This window comes from Arthrobacter sp. MMS24-S77 (assembly GCF_054888235.1).
Map to the genome: position 1 here is coordinate 1,406,254 of NZ_JBTZRN010000001.1, position 22,170 is coordinate 1,428,423.

Consider the following 22,170-nt stretch of genomic DNA (forward strand, 5'->3'; position numbering starts at 1 on the left):
CTCCTGGCGGTCAGCTTCTGGCGATTGCCACGTATTCCTAACAAGGAGCACCGGTTTTGACGATGGTTTCCACCCCCGCGTGGGGAGATGCCCAGGTTTCCGCACTCGATGACGATGAAGTCCGTCGCATCCGTAATGATTTCCCCGTTCTTGCGCAGGAAATCAATGGCAACCCCCTGGTCTATCTGGATTCGGGTGCCACCTCGCAGAACCCTCGAAGTGTCCTGGAGGCGGAGCAGGAATTCTATGAGCAGCGAAACTCCGCTGTCCATCGGGGTGCCCACCACCTCGCTGTAGAAGCGACGGACTCTTTCGAAGACGCACGTGCCACCGTGGCACGTTTTGTGGGCGCGCAGGATGACGAGCTGATCTGGACCGCGAACGCCACCGCTGGGCTGAACCTTCTGGCCTATTCATTTTCGAACGCCAGCGTGGGCCAAACGGGTGCAGAAGCCGCGCGCTTTGCCCTCAAGCCGGGCGACGAAGTGCTTGTCACCGAAATGGAGCACCACGCCAACCTGATCCCTTGGCAGGAGCTGTGCCGGCGGACCGGCGCTACCCTCAAGTACATTCCCGTTGACGACGCCGGTGCGCTGCGCCTTGAGGAAGCAGCGCGACTGGTGACCGGGCGCACCAGGATCCTGGCCTTCACCCACACGTCCAACGTGCTCGGCAACATCAACCCGGTGGAGATGTTGGTCCGGATGGCCCGGGAAGTGGGTGCCTTGGTGGTCCTGGACGCCTGCCAGTCCGCGCCGCACCTCCCCTTGGACTTCAAAGCCCTGGACGTTGACTTCGCCGTATTTTCCGGGCACAAAATGCTGGGACCTACGGGAATCGGTGCGGTCTACGGCCGCAGCGAACTGCTCAACGCGATGCCACCCTTCCTGACTGGTGGTTCCATGATCACCACGGTGACGATGGAACAAGCCCAGTACTTGCCCTCTCCCCAGCGTTTCGAGGCCGGAACGCAGCCTATTTCGCAGGCGGTGGCCCTGGCTGCGGCAGTGAACTACCTCAGCGAAACAGGGATGGAGCGGGTGGCCCTTCGGGAGGCGGAGCTTGGCCAAAGGCTTGTCGCAGGCCTTAGTGCCATCGATGGCGTGCGCGTGCTGGGACCCGGTCCAGGGGAAGAACGGACAGGGCTTGCCGCGTTCGACGTCGCGGGAGTGCACGCTCACGACGTCGGACAGTACCTTGATGATCTGGGGATCGCCGTCCGGGTGGGTCACCATTGCGCGCAGCCCCTGCACCGCAGGCTTGGCCTGACTGCCTCCACCCGGGCCAGTACCTACCTGTACACGACGTCCGAGGAAGTCGACCTGCTGGTTGAGGCAGTTGCCAAGATTCGGCCCTATTTCGGGATAACGGCTTCTGGAGTGACGTCATGAGTGGCCTGGACTCCTTGTACCAACAGCTGATCCTGGAGCACTCCAAGGCCCGCAGCGGGGGAGACCTGGCTGGGCTGCCGGCCGCCGCAGCAGGTACGGCCGGCACGGGGCAGAGTCACCAGCTCAATCCCATCTGCGGTGACGAAATCACCCTGCGACTCAGCGTCGGCACCGCCGGAGACGGACAGGCCGTCACTGATATCCACTGGGATGGCGACGGCTGTGCAATTTCGATGGCGTCGGCGTCAATACTCAGTGAAATGGCGCCAGGCATGTCCCCGGCGTCCCTTCGACGGACCATTGATCATTTCCGCGAATTGATGCGCTCGCGCGGCAAGCTGGAAGCGGACGAGGAACTCCTCCAGGATGCTGCCGCGCTGGCCGGAGTTGCCAAGTATCCCGCCAGGGTGAAGTGCGCCATGCTCGCATGGGTAGCGGCGGAAGACGCGCTACGCCAGGCCGAGGCCAGCCAAGGGGTGTCCCCGGCTCTCTAGCGCGGCGAGTCCTAGGTCGAGTAGCGTCCACTCTATTGCGGACTCGCGGCCGGATTTAGCCTCGAAACATGATCACCTTGGAGAGCAGGCGCGAATGGCGCCGGAGCCAGCATCGGGTCCGCCGGGCGGAATTTGTGATTGTGGGATTGTTGCTCGCCCTCGTAGCCGTGACGATTCTTGCCGCCCTTATGGGTGCGATCCGCTGAAGGTCGTAGGGCATAACGCAGTCACGCTGCGGCGATGACGGCTGGACTTGGCCTCGCAACATTGGAAACGTAGGCGACAAAGAAAAGCTCGGACCCGCGAAAACCGGTCCGAGCTTTTGTGTACCGTTGGCATCGCCACCGCATCATTTGGGTACCGCTGCGATGAGCACCGAAATCGACATGAGACCGAGAACCGCCCACACAAAGAACAACGACCAGTTCTTCGCTTGGGCCTTCCTGTGGGCCCCATGCCACACTCGTTCCATACTATTCGCGTCCATAGCAGCAACGTATTCCTGCCAATCGGGCTCAAATAGCGTGCCAACCACCCCACTTGCAGGCGGCAATACTCCATTTGAAATGTCGGCTACTCGGATGGCTGCACATCACCGGGACACTCCGGGGCGGCAGGTCTCAAAACTGCAGGGACGCGGCACAGTTCGGTGTCCGCAGGGAAGGACGATAGGCTGTTTCAGCGCATCCGGAAGTGGTTAAGCGTCTAGTCGACGCAACCGCTGCGTGCTTGTTAGGGAAGGACCGAGTGTTGAAGATTCTGGTGCAAGGCGATCTGGGCCAGGTGGCCTATCACGTGGGCGATGAGGCGATGGCAATCGCGGCGGCCGATGAACTTCGAGCCCGATTGCAGGCCAAGATCGTCCTCCTTACCCGCGACCCGGGACAAACCAGGGACCTCTATGGCATGGACGCGATAGACACTTTGGTGTTCCCGTGGCCGCCGGCGGAGCGGAGCAACCACCTGGAACTTGTGCGCCGCGCAGCCCGTGGAGACCGGACCGCCTTACCGGCCCATGATTCCGTGTGGCGGGTCATTGACGAGGTGAAGTCGGCAGACGGTGTGCTGATCGCCGGCGGCGGCAACATGAATTCCTTGTATGGATGGCTGCTCTACGAACGTGCTGCGCTGGGCCTTATCGCGAAGGAACTGGGCAAGCCCCTCGTTGTCAGCGGACAGACCTTCGGTCCCACCCTGTTGCCGCAGGATCAGCAGGTTCTCCATGAGCTGTTGGACTACTCTGCGTTGGTGGGCGCCCGGGAGCGATCGTCCTACGCGTTGGGCTTCCAGATGGGCCTGGGGTCGGAGAAACTGACCAGGGTTCTGGACGATGCCAGCTTCCTTGCCTCCCCGGGATCCGCCTCGCCGGGATCGGCCTCTCCGGGATCGGCTTCTCCCGAATCGGCAGGCGCGAACGACGCGGCCTGGGATGGGTTCGAGTTTCCGGCCGGGCCGTTCATCGCCGCGACGTTTGGTCCTGAATCCTGGCGAGATGGAACCCGAAGCCTTGCAGAGCTGGGCAAAGTATTGGACCGGGCCACGGAGCTAACCGGCCTTCCCATCTATTTGATCCCCCATGTGGGTCCTCTAGGCCAAGAGGGCGGGGGCGGAGACCACGAGTCCCATGAAACAGTTTTGGCGCACTCCCAGAGCGGCCGGATTCACGCTTGTCCGGTGCTTCCTGCGCCGGCGGCTGCTGCGCTCACGGTGGCAGCGGAACTGGTGCTGACAAATCGCTACCACCCTGTTGTCTTTGGCCTGGCCGCAGGAGTACCGGTGGTTTCCCTGGCCAATGACGCCTACTCCGATGTGAGATTGCACGGAGCCATGGACAACTGGGGCGTGGAAGACTGGGCCCTGCCGCTGAGCAGCCTCGCCGGCGGAGGTTTCGACCGGGCGGTCGCTGAAGCCTGGGCCAGGCGCGGGGAAATCCGTGAGCACCTTGATTCGCTACGTCCCCGGATACGCGCCGTTCACGAGAACTGGTGGGACGCCGTCGCAAGCATCTTCTCGGCGACCGGTACCGAAACAGCAAAGGGGCTGGGGGACGTCGTGACGCTCGAGTCGGACTCGGAGTGGGCCAGGCAGGCCAGGGAGCAACGCGTTCAGTTCCGCGCCTTGAGCGGGGGAATCGCGAGCCTCTGGACGGAGTGGGACGATGTCCGTTCTCAACGCGATCTGCTGGTGCCTGAACGGAATGCAGCCCTGGACGAAAGGGAACGAATCTTGGGATCGCGGTCATTCAGGGTTGCTTCGTTGTTGCGCCGGAGTGCCGGGGTGCTGCGTCGTGTTGCCGGAGGTCGCCGATGAACGCCGTGGCACGTGTCGCGATCGTCGTACGCACAAAAAACCGGCCGGTGCTCTTGCGGCGGGCGCTCGAGGACATATTTGACCAAGCGTTCGAGGATGTTGCAGTAGTCGTCGTGAACGACGGCGGGGATCCCGTTCCCGTCGATGCGCTGGCCAGGACCTGGGAGCACCTTCCCGTTGGCAAGCTGACAATTCTCCACCACGAGACCAGCAAAGGCATGGAAGCGGCATCCAACGCAGGAATCCAAGCTTCCGCCTCTGAATTCATCTCCATCCACGACGACGACGACCGTTGGCACAAGGACTTCCTGAAGAAGACCGTGGGCTTCCTCGAGGAGCACCCCAACGCCCAGGGTGTGGCTGTCAGGACGGACATCGTCTATGAGGAGATCCGTGGTGGAGTCATCGTGCAGACCGGCTCCTTGCCGTACGAGCGTGAGCTCAACGCGATCACTTTGACGGACATGCTTCGCAGCAATCGGATCGTGCCCATTTCCATCCTCTATCGCCGCGCTGTCCACGAACGCGTGGGCAACTACAACGAGGCCTTGGACGCCGTGGGCGATTGGGAGTTCTACTTGCGTTTCCTGTCGGCATTCCCCATCGAGCTACTCGACGGTGAAGCGCTTGCGTTCTGGTGCCAGCGCCTGACGGCGAACGGGGACATGGGGAACAGCGTCATTGCCGGCGCCGACGACCACCAGAAGTTCGATCGATACGTGCGTGATGCGTTCCTGCGCGAAGAGGCAGGCAAGACGGGGTACGGAACCCTGCTCTATTTGGCCCAGATGCACAGCCAGCAAGAAAGTGCGATCCGTGAGTTGCGCGATCTGACGGAGCGGGTCAATTCAAGTGTGGACGAGCTCGGCCGAAGGCTGGCGTCCCTGGAGGAAACCGTCCGGCACAGGACCAGCTTTACGGACGTCGCCAGGCGGCCGGCACGGCTGGCCGGCAGGATCGTCCGCTCACTGCGCGGCAATCGATAACAGCCGGCCTATCGCCCAACGACTGGCCCCGGGCGAACACGGGACCTATCTTAGGCGCGGGCAAAAACGTCAGGCACGCCGTCGCCGTCGTCGTCCCTTTGCTCCTCCCGTGCCACGCGCCGGTAGTGCCCGTTACGGGCTTTGAGTACGACGGCGGCAAGCACCGCAGCGGCTAGGGAACCGGCCAGGATGGCCACTTTCGCGTGGTCATCGTGGGGCGAACCGGTGCCAAAGCCTAGCTCGGCGATCAAGAGGGAAACAGTGAAGCCGACACCCGCCAGCATGGCCAGTCCTGCGACGTCGATCCACGCGAGGCCGTCGTCGAGGCGCGCGCGAGTGGTCTTGGTGATGAGGAACGTGGTGCCGAAGACGCCCGCCGTCTTGCCCACCACCAGGGCGAGCACGATGCCCACAGCCACCGGATCCCGCAAGGCAGCGCCCAGTCCCTCGCCGCCGCCTAACGCCACGCCGGCGGAGAAGAAAGCGAACACGGGCACGGCAAAGCCAGCCGACAAAGGACGCAGCCGGTGTTCGAAGCTTTCCGCGAGTCCGGCTGCGGGCTCGCCTTTCTTTCCCGAGGCCACCACGGGCACGGCGAAGGCGAGCAGGACCCCGGCCACGGTCGCGTGGATGCCTGATGCATGGACGAAGGCCCAGGTGGCCGCAGCAAGGGGGAGCAGCAGGTACCAGCTGTGGACGCGCTTCTGGACCAGGAAGGCAAAGAGGGCAAGCGGCACGGCGGCCGCCAGCAGCATGAGCGGCTCGAGGCCACTCGAATAGAAGAACGCGATGATGCCGATGGCGATCAAGTCATCCACCACGGCCAGCGTCAGCAGGAAAGTGCGCAAGGCCGCTGGCAGATGCGTATTGATGACGGCGAGGACGGCCAAGGCGAAGGCGATGTCCGTGGCCGTGGGGATCGCCCAGCCATTGAGCGTTTCCGCGCCGGAGCCTAGATTGAGGACCACGTAAATGAGCGCGGGAAGGGCCACTCCGCCCACCGCTGCCGCTACCGGGACGATCGCTTTTGCAGGCTTTCGCAATTCCCCTGCCACGAATTCGCGCTTCAGTTCCAGCCCGGCGATGAAGAAGAACACGGCCAGGAGCCCGTCCGACGCCCAGTGGCCCAGGCTCAGTTCCAGGTGCCACGGGGCGTAGCCGATCTTGACATCGCGCAGGGCAAAGTAGCCATTGGCAAGCGGTGAGTTGGCCCAGACCAGGGCGGCCACCGTGGCGGCGAGCAGGAGCGCACCACCAACGGTTTCGGTGCGAAGGATGGCCAGGATCCGTTGGTACTCGGGGAAGCTGGAGCGGCTGAAAACCCTGGAAGGGGCACCGGGGTACGGGCGGTTCGCCATGTGGCTCCTTGGGAAGCTTGGGGTCGACAAAACTGTTGCCGACCAGACTTCCCGGCGCACCTGTGATCAATTTTAGCCGAGGCGCCCAACTCCGCCGAGGCGCCCAACTGACTCGCAGTTGTTGTCGTTATGAGCCCTCAAAACGACAACAAATGCGAGCTAGTTGGGCTCGGAAGGGGCGTTAGGCGAGCAGCCCCGCGACGCCGATGACCGCCGTCGCGAGTCCGAGCACCATGGAGATGGTGACCAACACGACGTGGACCGTCAGGAACTTCGTGGCCTTCCCGTTGGCGTCGCGGGCACGGGCGTCCGACATGACGCGGCGCAGGAACTGCGGCCAAACAATCAGTGACCATGCCCCCGCTACGATCAGCACAATCGACAGCCCGGCTGCCAGCTTCACGCTAGTGGCTTTCGAGCCAGGCCTGGGCCTGCTGGGACTGGATGTTCAACGCCTTGCCCACCATCGGTTCGGCTGCGTCCGCGATCTTGCCGCCGAGGAACGGAACCGACGACGTGACGGCACCTTCGAGCTCGACGCGCGTGTTGCCGCCGTCGGCCACCAGGCGCTGCGCTGCGGTGACATCCAGCGGGGCGCCGGAGATCTTCAGGGAGATGTTGCTGGTCCGGGAGCCGTCGGCCGTCGGGGCGTCCCACTTCTCGGTCTGGGTGACGGTGAGCTTCTCGCCCACGAACTTGCGGGCGATCTCCGGGAGGCGCGTGGTGGGCAGGGTGCGGACCGTGATGGTGGTGAATGCTCCGGAGGTGTCGCCGTCGATCTGGAATGATTCCAAAGTGCCGCCGACATACTCGCTCGTGTGGCGCAGGAAGTCTTCGTCAATGAAAGTAGCGGCTACGCGGTCGACGCCGTAGGGCAGGGTGGTGGATGCGTTCAGGGCCATGGGGGTCCTCCGTGAATATCTCGGTTGAAAGCTCTTGCGGCTCCCAAACATCCTACGGTGTTGGCGGGGTAGGCTAGGAACGCCCCGGGATTCGAGAGAATTTCGGGTTTTCGTGTTGCCTTCCCCCATCCGACTTACCTCTTCCGAGGAGTGCCATCCATGAGTTCCAAAGGCCAGCCGTCAGCGGTCAACTCCGGAATCAGCCACCCTGGCGCTGTCGCGTCACTTGACGGATTGCGGCGTGCCCTGGGCGAGGACCGGACGTTCGCGCGGGTCAGGCCCGAGGCGGCACGCGCGTTTAGCGAGCGCAGCAGCGACTACCAGATCAGCGCCCCGGCAGGTTTGAGGGCGGCGCTGTTGGCGGAAATGGCCGATGGCCTCGCCTCCCAAAATAGTGAAGACACTGCGGTGGTTTTGGCCGTGACGGCCACGGGCCGCGAAGCAGAAGACCTGACAGCGGCATTGGCGTCCTATCTTCCAGCTGATTCGGTGGCGGCCTTTCCCAGCTGGGAGACGCTGCCGCACGAAAGGCTCTCTCCGCGCTCGGACACGGTGGGCCGCAGGCTCTCAGTCCTGCGCCGCCTGGCCCACCCGGAGAGTTCGACGGCGGGTCCCCTGCGGGTGGTCGTGGCCCCGGTTCGCGCTGTGGTCCAGCCGCTCGTGGCGGGCCTGGGAGAACTGGTCCCCGTGACGTTGAAGGTAGGGCAGGAAATGCCCTTCAGCGACGTCGTACGCCGCCTTGCCGACGCTGCCTACTCGCGCGTGGACATGGTTACCCACCGGGGCGAATTTGCCGTCAGGGGCGGTATTTTGGACGTCTTCCCACCCACCGAGGACCACCCCATCAGGGTGGAATTCTTCGGCGACGAGGTGGACCAAATGCGCTGGTTCGCGGTGGCTGACCAGCGTTCGCTCTCCGGTCCGGCCGTGCACCACCCTACCGAACTGCACGCCCCACCCTGCCGGGAAATCCTCATCACGCCGTCGGTCATGTCCCGGGCCGCCAAGCTTAAGGTGGACATGCCTGCCGCCGCGGACATGCTGGAAAAGATCGCAGGCGGCATCGCTGTCGAGGGCATGGAGTCCCTCGCTCCAGTCCTGGTGGACGCCATGGTGCCTTTCGTGGACCAGTTGCCCGCCGGTTCGATCGGTGTGGTCATCGAACCGGAGAAAGTCCGCACCCGCGCGCACGACCTCGCGGCCACCAACGAGGAGTTCCTTGAGGCGGCATGGTCCACAGCGTCCGACGGCGGGAGGGCGCCTTTGGACTTGGGTTCCCAAGCCGCCACCGACCTGCACGCGGCCAGCTTCCAATCTTTGACGGACACCCGGAGCGCGGCCCTGGCCCATGGTGTCTCCTGGTGGTCCATCACGTCTTTGGCGACGGACGAAGAGTTGGTTCTCGACATTGACGTCCTGAACCTGCACGCCCGCGAACCGCGCGGCTACCAGGGCGACGTCGCGGAGATGCTCGAATTCATCGGTTCCCACGTGCGCGACCAGTGGCGCATTGTGGTGGCCACGGACGGGCCCGGACCGGCCCAGCGTCTCGCCGAGTTGTTCCATGACGCCGACATCCCGTGTTCCCGCGTCGAATCCCTGGCCCACGAACCCCAGGCCGGCATCATCGAGGTGACCACCGCCGCCGTCGGACGCGGGTTTGTCCTGGACGGCCTCAAACTGGGACTGCTCACGGAAGCGGACCTCCTGGGCCGCACCTCGGCCGGGTCCACGAAGGACATGCGACGCATGCCCTCCAAGCGTCGCAACGCCGTCGACCCCCTCCAGTTGCACGCCGGTGATTTCGTGGTGCACGAACAGCACGGAATCGGGAAGTTCGTGGAGCTGATCCAGCGCAAGGTGGCTGGCTCCTCGGCCGGTCCGTCAGGGGGAGATGCCGGCCTGCGCGAGTACCTCGTGCTCGAGTACGCGGCGTCCAAGCGCGGCGCCCCCGGCGACCGGCTTTTCGTCCCCACGGACCAGCTGGACCAGGTGACCCGGTACGTCGGGGGAGATACGCCGTCGTTGAGCAAGATGGGCGGGGCGGACTGGGCGAGCACCAAGTCCAAGGCCCGCAAGGCTGTCAAGGAAATCGCGGGGGAGCTCATCCGGCTGTACTCGGCACGCATGGCGTCGCGCGGACATGCCTTCGCTCCGGACACCCCGTGGCAGCGCGAGCTCGAGGAAGCTTTCCCGTACGTGGAGACGCCGGACCAGCTGACCACCATCAACGAGGTCAAGGCCGACATGGAACGCGAGATACCCATGGACCGGCTGGTCTCGGGCGATGTCGGGTACGGAAAGACCGAGATCGCCGTGCGTGCCGCGTTCAAGGCCGTGCAGGACGGCAAGCAGGTGGCGGTCCTTGTTCCCACCACATTGCTCGCCCAGCAGCACTATGAAACCTTCACCGAGCGGTTCTCCGGGTTCCCCCTGCGCGTCAAGCCGCTGTCCCGGTTCCAAGGTCCGAAGGAAGCCAAGGAAACCATGGAGGGAGTCAAGAACGGCTCCGTGGATGTGGTCATTGGCACGCACCGCCTGCTTTCCAAGGACTTCGAGTTCAAGGACCTTGGCTTGGTGATCGTCGATGAGGAGCAGCGCTTCGGTGTGGAGCACAAGGAAGCCCTCAAGAAGATGCGCACCAACGTGGACGTCCTCGCCATGAGTGCGACGCCGATCCCGCGTACGCTCGAGATGTCCCTCACGGGCATCCGCGAAACGTCCACGCTGGCCACGCCTCCGGAAGAGCGGCATCCGGTTCTAACGTACGTGGGGCCGTTCACCAACAAGCAGACCTCCGCGGCGATCCGGCGTGAGCTCATGCGCGAAGGGCAGGTGTTCTTCGTCCACAACCGCGTGTCTTCGATTGAGCGCATCGCCGCGCAGATCCGGGAGCTCGTTCCGGAAGCACGCGTTGAGGTGGCTCATGGGCAAATGTCCGAGAGTCGCTTGGAAAAGATCATCGTGGACTTCTGGGAGAAGCGCTTCGACGTCCTGGTCTGCACCACGATCATTGAGACCGGCCTGGATATTTCCAATGCCAACACGCTGATTGTGGACGGGGCGGACAAGTACGGCCTCTCCCAACTCCATCAGTTGCGTGGCCGTGTGGGCCGTGGCCGCGAACGTGCCTACGCCTACTTCCTGTACCCCTCGGAGAAGCCGTTGGGCGAAGTGGCGCTCGAACGGCTCAAAGCCGTTGCGGCCCACAACGAGCTCGGCGCGGGCATGCAGTTGGCCATGAAGGACCTCGAAATCCGCGGCGCCGGCAACTTGCTGGGCGGGGAACAATCCGGGCACATCCAGGGCGTTGGCTTCGATCTCTACATCCGCCTGGTGGGTGAAGCAGTGGCCGAATACCGTGGCGAGGCCGAAGAGAAGGCCGCCGACATGAAGATCGAGTTGCCCGTCAATGCCCACTTGCCGCACGACTATGTGCCTGGTGAACGCCTGCGCCTGGAGGCGTATCGGAAACTGGCTGCGGCCATCACCAACGAAGCCATCGACGAGGTCCTGGCCGAACTCGTGGACCGTTACGGTGAGCCGCCGCTGCCCGCGAAGAACCTGATCGCCGTCGCCCGCTTCCGGGTGGGTGCCCGCGAAGCCGGGCTGTCCGACGTCGCGCTCCAGGGCAACTTCATCCGCTTCTCGCCCGCCCAGCTGCCCGAGTCCAAAGTCATGCGCCTGAACCGCATGTACCCGGGTTCGCAGACCAAGCCGGCGCTCGACGCCGTGCTGATCCCCAAGCCGAAGACGGCGCGGATCGGCGGCCGGGACCTGCAGGACGCCGAGATCCTGGAGTGGGCCAACACGGTGATCGAAGCCATCTTCGCGGTTTCGCCCGCTTCCTCCGCTTCGCAGACCGGAGGCTAAAGCGGTGATGGGAGGACACCACGCCGCGTCCGGGGCCGCGGCGTGGATAGCTATTGCGTCAACTGGCCCCTACGCCTTGGGCTGGTACCCGCTGGACGCCACCGGAATCCTCATCGGAGCGATGACGACGGCGGGGACTGCTTTGGTGTGCGATTGGGACCACCGTTCGAGCACCATCGCCCACTCGCTGCCGCCCTTGTCGAACGTGATCGCCGTTGGGATTGAGAAGGCCAGCGGCGGACACCGGCAAGGAACTCATTCCCTGTTGGGCGCCTCGGCTTTTGTGGTGCTCGCGGCCATGGCTGCCCAGTTCCAGCTGGATACCCCGGTAGGCCGGTTATCCGTGGGTGCCGGGCTGCTGTGCATGTTCATGATCAACCTTGCCGCCAAGGCCCTCAAGCTGTTCCCGAATTCCGGCTGGATCGCCAACTGGGTGTTCGCCCTTGCCATGGCTGGGCTGGTCACGTGGTTCGCTCCGCACCAGTGGAGCTGGCTACCCTTGTCCATGCTCGCCGGGGTGGTGGTCCACATTGTGGGCGACATGATCACCACAGGGGGAGTGCCACTACTGTGGCCGATCGTCATCAAGCCGCCGAAGTTCTGGCGCAAACTCCCCTTGGTCAGCGGGATCTGGCGGGCCAATGGTGCATTCTCCATTCCCCTTCTTGGCAAAGCCGGTTCGCGGCGGGAATGGCTGGTCCTGATTCCGGTGAGCGGTTACGCCATGGTGGGACTAGGCTTGGCGGCCTGGACACTGGTCCGTAACCAGTGGCCAGCCGTCCAAGCCCTGATGCTGGGCCTGGGCGGCTGACGGTGGATTCCTAGAATCCGGTGGCGGTGCCAGCAGTGAAGGTACCTGTCATGGGGTTGCCTGCAATGTCCGCTGCGCCTGCCGGTGGAGTGTAAACCGGCTTGCTGGGCAGGACGTTGTCCCCGCGGGTTCCGTTCGTGCCGCCGTCGTTCAGCGTGATCACGAGCGTCCCTGTGGATTTCGTCCAGGTCATGGTAGCTGAGTACGTCCGGGCCTGGCTGGCGTGGGTGTTGTAGTCCCCGTTGAGGAGAACGCTTCCGAATGCGGGTGCCGTGCAGCTTCCGCTCGTCAGTGTCAGTGTGTCATTGACGGCGCTGATGCTGACAGTTGCCGACGCTGTTTGACTGGCCGATGTGTTGTTCCAGCTGCTGCAGAGGGTGCTCGCGTTCATGTCGCCCGAGTAAACGAGCGTCAGCGTGTCGCCACTGCTTGCGCGTCCTGCATTGCCGCCGCCGCCGTTGTTGGCCATGGTGATGGACGAAACCGTGGGAGCCACAGTGTCCTTGGACAAGGTGATGGTGGTTGCCTGGCTCGTGTTGCCGGCAGCGTCCTTGGCCACGGCGCTGTACGAGATGGCTCCGTCGTTGAGACTTATGAGACTTAGGCCGCTGGTGCTCCAGACGCCGGATCCGTCGGCGATCACGGTCTGTGTGGCAGTGTCTACCGGCACTCCGTCCGTGACGGTGAGAACTACTGAGGCCCCGGCCTCTGCCGTTCCGGTGACGGGAACATTGCTCTTGTTCGCGTTGTTCACCCAGGCCGGTGCGGAGATCGCTGGAGAACCCGGCGCCACGGTATCGATCTTGACCGTTTGAGCCTGGGGAGTGCTGGCGTTCCCTGCGGCGTCCGTGGCGAAGTAAGACACCGTGTGGGTACCGTTCCCGCTGACATTCACTGCCGCTGTGGCCGCGTTGACGGTCACCGTGCTGCCGCCGTCGAGCGTGTATCTGATGCTCGCGACGCCGGAGCCGCCTGTGCTGTCCACCGCGCTGACGTTCACGGTCACCGGACTGGTGTTGTTGAAACCTGCGCCATTCGGCGTCGGGGAAATCGAGGTGACGCTGATGGTGGGCGGGGTGGTATCGATGGATACGGCTGCGCTCCGTGCGCTTTCCGTACCTGTCCACAGGGAGATAACGGGTGTGACCGCGTAGTACCACGTTCCGTCAGGCACGCTTTGCTCTGTGCAGCTGAGTCCGGACACCGTCCCGGCGCAGCCGCCTCCCGCGGCCACTCTGGTGCCACCCGAAGAAGAGGAGTAGCGGGCGATGGTGTAGCCCGCTACTGCGCGTCCGCCTGGTGTGTTGACGGCCGCCCAGTTGACCGCGACATTTGTGCCGCTCAACGACGCGGCAGGAGTATTGCCTTGCGGCATGGTGTCAGCCTTGGCCGCCCCGAAATTGCTGCTGCTCAGCGATTGCCAGAAGGCGTTGGCTGCCGGCCCGCCCCAGGAGATGAAAAGCACAGCCAGGAGCGTCCACATCACGCGACTGCGGAACGCCCGCTTGTGTCCGTGGCTTGCAGCGTGCTGGGGCTTGTTCATTTGCGGACCGCCATTGTCACTGGAAGGTGGAATACAGCGCCTTGGCAACTGGATTGTGAGGCCGTCGACATTGATGCGGCCCCGGGCAGGGTGATCAGGACAGAGGAATTGGCCGGTATGGACACTGTTGGCGTCAAAGGAGCGGCCGGGGCGTTGAACGTCACGCCTGTGGTGGTGCACAGCGGGTGGGATGCGTCCGCCGTGGCGGCTCCGTTGGAAGTGAAACTGTACACCTGGACCGCGAAGGCATTTGGATTACTTGCCCGGACGATCACGTCGGCGCTACCTCCGGGAACGAGCGTGGTTGCGGGAGAGTCCCCGGCCACGAGGGCGTCCACGGTGACAGTCTGCATGGTCCCGTTGGTTGCTGCGCCGCTGCCTACGCCGATGGTGGCCCAGTAGGCGTAGGCCGTTCCAACACCAAGGACCAGGCTCAGCAGGACGGCCGTTACGGCCGCTTTGGCTGCGGCCAAGGAGCCGGCCTTCATCCACCTGTTCGCTTTCATTACAGTTGCCCGCATTTCAGTTACCTTGTCCCGTTCCGGAGTAGGAAAGCTGGAGGGTGGCGCCTTTGCAGCCGTCCTGGTTGAGCGAGCTATTCAGCATTTTTATCTGCGGCCATTGGGCCGCCGGAATTCCACTCCCCGAGAGCGAGGAATTGCCCGGCGGAGCACTGAACGGATAGCTGCCGCTGAATTGTGTCACCGCATAGTCCGAAGGAGTGCATGGCAGGTTCTTCGCCACAGCCTGGGCAGTCCGGGTGACTCCCGTAATGGAAACTGTAAGGCCCGTGACATTGAGGCTGGAATTTCCCGGGTTCGCCAATTGAAGATTAATCGACACGGCGTTGCCCGGTGCCAGAAGCCCGGTGGGGCCGCCTGAGATGGTGAACGGCTGGTGCTGACCCGCGGTCACCGTCAGGGAAACGACGACGACGGCGGACTGTAGCGTCCCGCTGGTGCCCTTAAGGCTCAGGGAGTAGGTCCCAAGAGGCGTGGCGGAAGTAGTGGACACGTCGAGGGTTGCCGACGCTGAGCCGGGCCCGACGGCGACGCTTGCGGGCGAAAATGATGCGGTGGCGCCCGCCGGCAGCCCCGAGGCCGACAGTGAAACATTCCCGGAAAACCCGCCTGAAGGCTGGACTACGACGTTGTAGCTTGCCGACGTTCCCTGGGTGGCGGACCTGCTGGCAGGTGCAAGTTGCAGGGTGATGCCTTTTGGGGTGTTTTGGTTTCCGTTGCCATTACTGCTGGCGGCGAGTACAACCCCTGACGTAAAGATCACCAAAAGAAGGCCTGCCACGAGAACTTTGGCTCCCGCACGGACGGTGCGAAGTGGCGAGCGGAATAGCTCCGGAATGCTTGGCACCTGTGCCTCCTCTGGATCTTCGTACGTGGATATTAGGGTGTCCGGACAGGGACAAGCTGGTGGGCCAATGACTGGCCCACCAGCTGGACGGTTAGACGCTGCCGACCGTGATCGTCACCGTGGCGCTCTTGCAAGCGTCCTGGTTTGCGGCGTCATTCTTGAAGGTGAGAGTTCCGCTACCAACCGAGGTGCCGGTTGAGTTCGGTGTGACGGCGGAATTCGACGTCACCGCGGTGACATCGAACCAGGTAGCAAGGCAGTGCGTGGGGTCGCTCGTGGATACGGTTGCCGAGAGCGCTCCCACCACCGTTCCAGTGTTGCTGCCGTTGTCCGCCGTGTATGCGACAGATGTGGAGTTGCCGGGGGCCAGTCCCGCCGCGAAGGTCGCGTGCAGGGTAACCGTTCCTCCGCCTGTCGAGTTGGCCGCCGTTCCAGAGCCGGTACCGGTGGTGGTCCAGTAGGCGTAGGCTGCTCCGCCGCTTGCTGCTACGAGAGCAATTGATGCTGCTGCCGCGTAGATCTTTCCTTTTTTGCTCAATTTACGCATGATGAGACTCCTTGTTAATTGGTATTCCCCGGAACAGGCGAACAGTGGCTAGGAATTCGCAATTACCAATCCTGCTTGGACTGCCCATTCATTCGATGACCAAATGTTGGCATGCAGGGTGTTTAACTAACAACGAGTGGTACTACTTGTTTTTGAGTCGCCGCGCGCATGAAATGCCCAATTTGGGAGCCCGGCTACTTGGGCGGCTCTCGGCGGCATCGTGGTTTGTGTTCAGGGCTGACGGACGCCATGTGGCCGGGTTGAACCGGCGAGGTCCTGGATTCTCTCGGTCGCGGCCCAGCTGGCAAGCAAGCGGAGACGTTCATCGGACGGGGATCCAGGTACTGCCGGATAGACCGTAAGTTTGAAGCCAGGGTCTTCGGCAAGGTCCATGGATTCGTAGGCGAGCTCAAGTTCCCCTACTACCGGGTGGTGGAAATACTTGACTCCGGCGTAGTGGCGGCGGACGTTGTGGGCGGCCCAGCGGGTCCGGAATTCTTCGCTGCGCACGGAAAGCTCTCCGACGAGGTCGGCAATGCGTTTGTCAAACGGATTGCGCCCACTCTGCGTGCGCAGGATCGCCACGTTGGTATCGGCTGCCTGTTCCCAATTTGGGTAGAAATCCCTGGCCTTGGGGTCGAGGAAAATGAACCGGGAATGGTTGGCGGGCCGTGCTGGTCCTCGGTACATCTCCGAATACAGGGCAAAGCCGAGTTGGTTGGCCGCGACTATGTCCATGTGGCCATTGCCGATGAAGGCCGGCGACGTGGTGATCGAGTCGAGCATGAATTGGAGGGTTGGCCGGACAGTACCGCTTTGGAGGGGGCGCCGCCGGGTCTTGCCGGACGGGGTGGCGGCACGGGCAAGGTTGTAGAGGTGGTCCCGCTCGGCGTCGTCGAGCTTCAACGCCCTGGCGATCGATTCGAGGACGCTTTCGGATGTGCCCGCGAGGTTCCCGCGCTCAAGCTTCGTGTAGTAGTCCACACTGACTCCCGCAAGCATTGCAACCTCTTCGCGGCGCAAGCCGGGGACCCGGCGTCGGCCCCCTATGAACGTCAGCCCGGCCATTTCCGGAGTGATTTTGGCGCGCCTGGAGGCGAGGAATTCTCGCACTGCCGTCCTGTTGTCCACTCATTCACGCTACACCGGGCATTGCGCGGTAGGGAGGTACTGCCAGAACCCGGATAAGCAGGGCTCTCGCTAGGGATGGTTTCCTTCGCTTCCATTGAAGGCGAACCATAAGCGCGCCCACAGCCTGGGCCGAGCCATGACCACTAGAACGGAGTCAGCGTGACCGTCATCCACACCCAGATGCCCGAGCACGTACAGATCGTCGGCCGCCCGCTCGCGGCGGTGCTCGGTCTGCTCACCATCTTCGGTCCGATTTCCATGGACCTGTACCTGCCAGTCCTTCCAGCCCTCACGGCCCAGCTTCAAAGCACGACGTCGGTGGCCCAGCTGACAATTACCGCTTGTTTGCTTGGTCTCGCCATAGGCCAGGTAGTCGCCGGGCCCCTCTCGGACCGCCTTGGACGCCGGGCGCCACTGCTGATTGGCGTCCTTGCCTACACCGCGACGTCGGCACTGTGTGCGCTTGCCCCGACTGTCGAAACACTCATTGCCGCGAGGTTCGTCCAAGGCCTGGCGGGCGCCGTGGGCATCGTGATTGCGCAAGCCGCTGGCAGGGATGTCTATTCGGGCGGCAAGCTGCTCCGCTACTACGGACGCCTCACGGTGCTCGGAGGACTGGCCGCTATTGTCGGCCCGGTGATTGGCGGCCAACTCGCTGCAGTCGCAGACTGGCGGGGTGTCTTCCTGTTTCTCGCGGCCGTCGGCGTAGCCATCCTAGTGGCCTCCTTGGCGGTTTTCCGGGAGACCCTGCCAGCAGGCCGGCGCATCACAGGGGGTCTTGCCCACACGGTCAAGGACTTCCGCCGACTGCTTGCGGACCGGGTTTTCGTTGGGGCCGTCCTGATCACCGGCTTCACGTATTCGGCGATTTTCGCCTACCTGAGCGGGGCAACCTACATCCTCCAAGGCATGTACGGGCTCTCCCCGCAGGGCTACTCGCTCGCCTTCGGCTTGAACTCCCTGGGCTTCATGGTCTTTGGATTCGTTGCCGGACGCCTTGCTGAACGTTGGGCCGAGAAGGCAACCCTCGTCCTGGGCCTGCTCATGACGCTCTCCGGCGCCCTAGGCCTGCTCGCCACTGCACTCCTGCACCTGCCTTTGATCGCCATCGTCCTGTCCCTTTTCACCATGGTCAGCGGAGTGGCCGTAACCAGCCCGCCAGCCACGTCGCTCGCGCTGAAGGACTACCCGGACCTGGCAGGCACGGCGTCGTCGCTCCTGGGCTTGGCCCGGTTCGCTTTCGGCGGCCTCGCAGCACCCCTGGTCGGCATCGCGGGCGCCAACAATCCGGTTCCCTTCGGCATCGTCGTCTTCGTCGCGGCTGTGGCTGCTGCATTCAGCCTGGGATTGATCAGGGGACGCGTAGTGCACCGGCTTGATCACACCTAAACAGCTGTGGCCCCGGACCAAAGTCCGGGGCCACAGCTTTGCAGTTGGTTTCTTAGCTTTCGCCGGCCGAGTTGGAGCGGCCGAGGATGGTCTGCGGAATCCAGAATGCGAGCGCGAACAGGCCGAGGCACACGGCCATGGGCCACGGGTTGCTCAGCGTCAGGAAGGACAGCGAATACATCGCGCCGAGGAACAGGACCATGATGACCGCGAAGATCAAAATGCTCTGGCCCAGGTTGTTCTCTTTTTCGATGGGCTTGCTGGCGTTCTGGGACATGCTTTCCTCCTCGGCCCCTGGGGGCTCAAAAACTTTGGCGGCTGCCGGACTACCCAGTACTGGGTAATTCAGTAAGCGGATGAACCTTGTTCACCTTTGACGATGGCAATTCCGGAGCTCGCACCGATACGTGTTGCACCAGCAGCAATCATAGCCTGTGCATCAGCCAGGGAACGCACTCCACCGGAGGCCTTGACGCCGAGGTCCGGGCCTACTGTCTTGCGCATGAGGGCAACGTCTTCCACCGTGGCGCCGCCACCGTTGAATCCGGTTGAGGTCTTGACGAAGTCCGCGCCGGCTTCCACGGAGGCCTTGCAAGCGAGGACCTTCTGCTCGTCATTCAGCAGTGCGGTCTCGATGATGACCTTCAGGATGGCCCCGCCCGCGTGGACTGCCTCGGCCACCGCCGTGATGTCATCCACCAGTGCGCCCTTGTCCCCGGCCCGGGCGGCGGCGATGTTGATCACCATGTCTATTTCATCCGCACCGTCCAACACGGCACCACGGGCTTCGAAAGCCTTGACGTCGCTGGGGGTGGCACCCAGCGGGAACCCGATCACCGAGCAGGTGAGCACTCCGGAACCCTTGAGGGCTGTCGTGACCGTCTTGACCCAAATCGGATTGACGCACACCGATTTGAACTTGTACTCGGCTGCCTCCGCACAGACCTGGCGCACTTCGGCCTCGCTGGCCTCCGGCTTGAGAAGAGTGTGGTCGATGTATGAAGCGATGCTTGCACTATTGTCCAGTGCGGTGGAGGCTTCGTTGCTCATGGAGGTCCTTCCGTGGCGGGCCCGGCGGCTTCGTGCCGCAAGGGTCGCGGCTCGTCAAATGACCATCTTGCCACACCGCCCGGCCGCCGTGGAGGCCACCCTGAAACCGGGTGGATACCGGGTGCCGGGCCGCCTCAGGCGGCGGCGACGGAGGAATGCGCGGGCTGCGGACGCCTCGGGGCACGGAACCTGGCGTCCTCTTCAAGCCGGGCGGCGCAATGGGCCGCTGCGGCATCGGAAGACAAGACGAGGCCCAAGCGCATGCCGTCCCAGGAGGCGGCGTCGCCGATCGCCCAGATGCCTGCCACGGAGGTGGTGAAGTCGCGCCCCACCCTGATGCCGCCGTCGGGAGCTGTTTGCAGGCCGGCACTTTCGGCGAGCTCGTTGCGGGGGAGCCGTTCCTCGGCGAGCACCACAAGATCGCCGTTCATGCTGCTGCCGTCTTCGAAGACGATCCCGGTGGCCGGGAACACTGAACCGGCAACGGAAGGCATGACTGAAGCGGGTCGCAAGGTGGTGCGGATGGGCCTGACGCCGCGGGCCCTCAGCACAGCCTCGGCCTGGCCGGCTGCCGGACCGGTGCCCACCAGGATTCCCAAGGGGCGACGGCCAAGGACCCGGGTAATGTCGTTGACCGCGGTGCCGATCTGCTCGGCGTCGTCAATGGTGGAGTAGCTCAAGCCGCGCGCAGCGCCCTGGACCGGCGGAAGCATCGGCGCGGAGCCCGTGGCGATAACCAATTGATCGTACGGGAACTCCATGCCCTCGGTGGTGGTCACTGTGCGGGCCTGGGTGTCAATGAAGCTCGCGGCCTGGCCGAAGCGAACGGAGACCTGGGGGAGGGCAGCTAGCTCCAGGAGCGCATCGGAGCAATCGTCGCGGTTGCTGAGGACGGTAATGGTGCCGTGGAAGGCTGCGGTTCCCGGCTGTTGCGAAGCTGCGCTGACCCCTGCCAGACGACGGACGAGGGCCTGGGCTGCGGGGCCGGCTCCTGCGATGACGAGGTGGATGGAGTCTGCGGACGGGGTGATGGACATGGCGGGTCCCTTCGCTGGTTGACCTGTGGGTACGTGCCTGTGCCCAGCGTAGGCGTTGGGTTTTTCGGTAGTGTTTCCCCGTTGTTGCCATTTGGCAGTCGCCTGTTCCCTGATGGTTACCCACCGGTAATGAGCTGTGTCACATGGCGGAACGGTGCTGTTAGTCAGTACCGCTGCAGGAGCTCCCGGAGCCCATTGGCGACGAAGGTCTCCGCGGCCTCGGCCCGGTCAAGGAAGCCGTGCGCACCCACCGGTTCCACCGAGGCGATCAGCCCTGCGGCGTCGCCAAGGCTCATGCGGACTTCGGTATCGAGCCGCCCCTCCACTACCAAACGGGCGCGGCGGGAGTCGGACCACGCGTCGGGTCCGGGGTCATCGTGGAAGGTGCGGGTCACCGACACGTCCCGCCAGTCGCCGTCGAGCTTCACGCGTGCCCGGTAGCTGACGGTTTCCCCCTGGGTTTCAATGCGCCCGTCCGCGAGGAACGCCCGGGCTCCGAACGGCCGGTGGTCAAGGAAGCCGGACACCTGAGGCGCGGCTCCTGCGTCGGCGGATGGCAGCACCACGGTGGCAGTCAGCGTCAGCGCTTCGCCGTCTGCTTCACCGCGGAGGGTGTCGTTGAAACGGACGCCCGCGTGAGGTTCCATCATTGCTGTGCAGGAGGAGTCCTTGGCCACTCCGTCGCTGGTCATAGAGTCCAGGTATTTCCGTGCGTCCCGGTAGCCCATGCCGATCAAGGTGTCCGCGTTGATCCGGTCCAGATAGAACTCGGGATCGAGGGGGAGGGGATGTTCCGGACGGACCACGTGGAGCACAAAATCGCGTCCGGTGGCCTTGGCCGCCTCGAAATCCGCAAGGAGCGCGCCCATGGCACTCATTTCGATCATGTGGACGTACTGCTCCAGCGGGCCGTCGCCCCAATAGGGGGAATTCCCGATGCACCAGATCAGCCAGATTTCGTCCGCACCCCGGCGCAGCGCTTCCTGGACGTTGGCGTCCCGCACCCACACGGCATCGGTCCAGATCTTGCCGTCCCTGCGCAGCGGTGTCAGGAAGATGGGCAGCGACATCCCGGCGGCCATGAGCTCCGGATCGATCTCCGTCGCATCGATCGGGTGGCAGCGTTTTTCCACGAACTCCACCACATTGAAGGAGCCCTCGACGGCGCCCGGTTCCGCCGCGCGGCGACGGATCTCGGCGGCGTCGATCCCCAACGCCGGGAACACCTTGTTGAGGAGGCCGTCGGCGTCGCCAATGGCGGGCAAGGACCACGGTCCCTTCAGGTAGTCGCCCGGGGGGAGGGCCGAGCCGAAATCCTTGACGTTGACGCCGGACCAGTTGCTGCACATGTCCGCCGGGGACACCCCGGAGAGCATCATCCCGGCCGTCAGGATCCCGCCCGAGGTCCCGTCTACATGGCCGAACGTCAGCCCTTCCTCCGCGAGCGCCCGCACCACTCCGGCCTGCCAGGCCACGCGCATGCCGCCTCCGGCCAGCACCAGGGAGCGCATCACGTACTAACCCTTTCCGCGGCAGTAAGGCCGCGCCAATAGATGAAGCAGAGCACCGCCGTCGCAAGGTCAAAAAAGGCAACTGTCAGCGCCAGTGGCGCGAAGACGCCGTTCAGTACTCCGATCCCGACGGCGGCAAAAGCGCCCGCTTTTTGCACTCCGGACCACAGGACTACTTCGTGCGAAGCCACGGGGTTGAGCAGGGTGTGCAGGAGCAGTCCTCCGACCACCACCATGAACATCCCCACGGTGCCGAAGAGTTGGTGTGCCTCGGGCGTCGGCTCCGCCCCGATCAGTTGCAGAATGGCCGCACCGAAGGGAATCTGCGCGGCCCCTGAAAAGACCGTGATGATGGCGATGGCGGCCAGGACGGCGCGCAACGGATCGGCCGCGGCCCAATTGAGGACTCCGGGCGCGTGTTCCTTGCGCGGGTGCGGACGCGGATGCGGCTGTGCGGTGCTCATGGGAA

The 22,170-nt window shown here is 63.9% G+C and carries 21 protein-coding genes; 8 read left to right on the forward strand and 13 right to left on the reverse strand.

The window, feature by feature from the left end; all coding sequences use genetic code 11:
* Window positions 1–56: 56 nt before the first annotated feature.
* From ACX5I4_RS06390 to ACX5I4_RS06410, 5 genes are all read left to right on the forward strand, one after another.
* Window positions 57–1,391: an aminotransferase class V-fold PLP-dependent enzyme gene (locus tag ACX5I4_RS06390; protein ID WP_461835937.1), complete on the forward strand. Its 1,335-nt coding sequence runs from the start codon at window positions 57–59 to the stop codon at window positions 1,389–1,391.
* A complete protein-coding gene (gene sufU, locus ACX5I4_RS06395) occupies window positions 1,388–1,885 on the forward strand; it encodes a Fe-S cluster assembly sulfur transfer protein SufU (RefSeq protein ID WP_461835938.1) in 498 nt (165 codons plus the stop codon). Before ACX5I4_RS06390 ends, sufU begins: the two co-directional genes overlap by 4 nt.
* Before the next feature lie 68 nt (window positions 1,886–1,953).
* Window positions 1,954–2,091, forward strand: a complete 138-nt coding sequence (locus tag ACX5I4_RS06400) for a hypothetical protein (protein ID WP_461835939.1) — start codon at window positions 1,954–1,956, stop codon at window positions 2,089–2,091.
* 541 nt (window positions 2,092–2,632) lie between these two features.
* Window positions 2,633–4,195 carry a polysaccharide pyruvyl transferase family protein gene (locus ACX5I4_RS06405; protein WP_461835940.1) on the forward strand — a complete coding sequence of 521 codons (1,563 nt, stop codon included), beginning with the start codon at window positions 2,633–2,635 and terminating at the stop codon, window positions 4,193–4,195.
* A complete protein-coding gene (locus ACX5I4_RS06410) occupies window positions 4,192–5,181 on the forward strand; it encodes a glycosyltransferase family 2 protein (RefSeq protein ID WP_461835941.1) in 990 nt (329 codons plus the stop codon). The genes ACX5I4_RS06405 and ACX5I4_RS06410 overlap by 4 nt, the downstream gene beginning before the upstream one ends.
* 50 nt (window positions 5,182–5,231) lie before the next feature.
* Here ACX5I4_RS06410 and nhaA read toward each other — a convergent pair whose 3' ends face one another.
* The 3 genes from nhaA to ACX5I4_RS06425 form a co-directional block, all read right to left on the reverse strand.
* Complete coding sequence (gene nhaA / locus ACX5I4_RS06415) at window positions 5,232–6,539, reverse strand: Na+/H+ antiporter NhaA (RefSeq protein WP_461835942.1); 1,308 nt, start codon at window positions 6,537–6,539, stop codon at window positions 5,232–5,234.
* Between the two features lie 181 nt (window positions 6,540–6,720).
* Window positions 6,721–6,942 carry an SCO4848 family membrane protein gene (locus ACX5I4_RS06420; RefSeq protein WP_461835943.1) on the reverse strand — a complete coding sequence of 74 codons (222 nt, stop codon included), beginning with the start codon at window positions 6,940–6,942 and terminating at the stop codon, window positions 6,721–6,723.
* A gap of 1 nt (window position 6,943) precedes the next feature.
* Window positions 6,944–7,441 (reverse strand): DUF2505 domain-containing protein, encoded by a 498-nt coding sequence (locus ACX5I4_RS06425; RefSeq protein WP_345449620.1) that lies wholly within the window; start codon window positions 7,439–7,441, stop codon window positions 6,944–6,946.
* Between the two features lie 159 nt (window positions 7,442–7,600).
* Between ACX5I4_RS06425 and mfd the strand changes: the two genes are divergently transcribed.
* Together mfd and ACX5I4_RS06435 are read left to right on the forward strand one after the other, a co-directional pair.
* Window positions 7,601–11,314: a transcription-repair coupling factor gene (gene mfd / locus ACX5I4_RS06430; protein WP_461835944.1), complete on the forward strand. Its 3,714-nt coding sequence runs from the start codon at window positions 7,601–7,603 to the stop codon at window positions 11,312–11,314.
* A gap of 7 nt (window positions 11,315–11,321) precedes the next feature.
* A complete protein-coding gene (locus ACX5I4_RS06435; protein ID WP_461835945.1) occupies window positions 11,322–12,125 on the forward strand; it encodes a metal-dependent hydrolase in 804 nt (267 codons plus the stop codon).
* A 10-nt stretch (window positions 12,126–12,135) separates the two neighbouring features.
* Here ACX5I4_RS06435 and ACX5I4_RS06440 read toward each other — a convergent pair whose 3' ends face one another.
* The 5 genes from ACX5I4_RS06440 to ACX5I4_RS06460 form a co-directional block, all read right to left on the reverse strand.
* The gene (locus ACX5I4_RS06440; RefSeq protein ID WP_461835946.1) at window positions 12,136–13,668 is read right to left on the reverse strand and encodes an OmpL47-type beta-barrel domain-containing protein; all 1,533 of its coding nucleotides are present in this window, start codon (window positions 13,666–13,668) and stop codon (window positions 12,136–12,138) included.
* Window positions 13,665–14,189, reverse strand: coding sequence for a hypothetical protein (locus tag ACX5I4_RS06445; protein WP_461835947.1), 525 nt, complete (start codon window positions 14,187–14,189; stop codon window positions 13,665–13,667). The genes ACX5I4_RS06440 and ACX5I4_RS06445 overlap by 4 nt, the downstream gene beginning before the upstream one ends.
* A gap of 1 nt (window position 14,190) precedes the next feature.
* A complete protein-coding gene (locus ACX5I4_RS06450) occupies window positions 14,191–15,036 on the reverse strand; it encodes a COG1470 family protein (RefSeq protein ID WP_461835948.1) in 846 nt (281 codons plus the stop codon).
* Window positions 15,037–15,127: 91 nt separating this feature from the next.
* Window positions 15,128–15,583 (reverse strand): hypothetical protein, encoded by a 456-nt coding sequence (locus ACX5I4_RS06455; protein ID WP_461835949.1) that lies wholly within the window; start codon window positions 15,581–15,583, stop codon window positions 15,128–15,130.
* Between the two features lie 231 nt (window positions 15,584–15,814).
* Window positions 15,815–16,714, reverse strand: a complete 900-nt coding sequence (locus ACX5I4_RS06460; RefSeq protein WP_461835950.1) for a helix-turn-helix transcriptional regulator — start codon at window positions 16,712–16,714, stop codon at window positions 15,815–15,817.
* Between the two features lie 180 nt (window positions 16,715–16,894).
* On the opposite strand from ACX5I4_RS06460, the gene ACX5I4_RS06465 reads away from it, so the two are divergent.
* Window positions 16,895–18,103 carry a multidrug effflux MFS transporter gene (locus ACX5I4_RS06465; RefSeq protein WP_461838665.1) on the forward strand — a complete coding sequence of 403 codons (1,209 nt, stop codon included), beginning with the start codon at window positions 16,895–16,897 and terminating at the stop codon, window positions 18,101–18,103.
* Between the two features lie 52 nt (window positions 18,104–18,155).
* On the opposite strand, the gene ACX5I4_RS06470 is transcribed toward ACX5I4_RS06465, so the two are convergent.
* The 5 genes from ACX5I4_RS06470 to ACX5I4_RS06490 all read right to left on the reverse strand — a co-directional run bounded on the left by ACX5I4_RS06470 (window position 18,156) and on the right by ACX5I4_RS06490 (window position 22,165).
* Window positions 18,156–18,380 carry a hypothetical protein gene (locus ACX5I4_RS06470; protein WP_268023648.1) on the reverse strand — a complete coding sequence of 75 codons (225 nt, stop codon included), beginning with the start codon at window positions 18,378–18,380 and terminating at the stop codon, window positions 18,156–18,158.
* Window positions 18,381–18,448: 68 nt separating this feature from the next.
* A complete protein-coding gene (gene deoC, locus ACX5I4_RS06475) occupies window positions 18,449–19,153 on the reverse strand; it encodes a deoxyribose-phosphate aldolase (protein WP_461835951.1) in 705 nt (234 codons plus the stop codon).
* 134 nt (window positions 19,154–19,287) lie between these two features.
* Complete coding sequence (locus ACX5I4_RS06480; RefSeq protein ID WP_461835952.1) at window positions 19,288–20,190, reverse strand: FAD-dependent oxidoreductase; 903 nt, start codon at window positions 20,188–20,190, stop codon at window positions 19,288–19,290.
* 164 nt (window positions 20,191–20,354) lie between these two features.
* On the reverse strand, window positions 20,355–21,701 hold the full coding sequence (locus ACX5I4_RS06485) for a patatin-like phospholipase family protein (protein ID WP_461838666.1): 1,347 nt from the start codon (window positions 21,699–21,701) through the stop codon (window positions 20,355–20,357).
* Window positions 21,701–22,165 (reverse strand): hypothetical protein, encoded by a 465-nt coding sequence (locus ACX5I4_RS06490; RefSeq protein ID WP_461835953.1) that lies wholly within the window; start codon window positions 22,163–22,165, stop codon window positions 21,701–21,703. Before ACX5I4_RS06490 ends, ACX5I4_RS06485 begins: the two co-directional genes overlap by 1 nt.
* Window positions 22,166–22,170 lie beyond the last annotated feature (5 nt).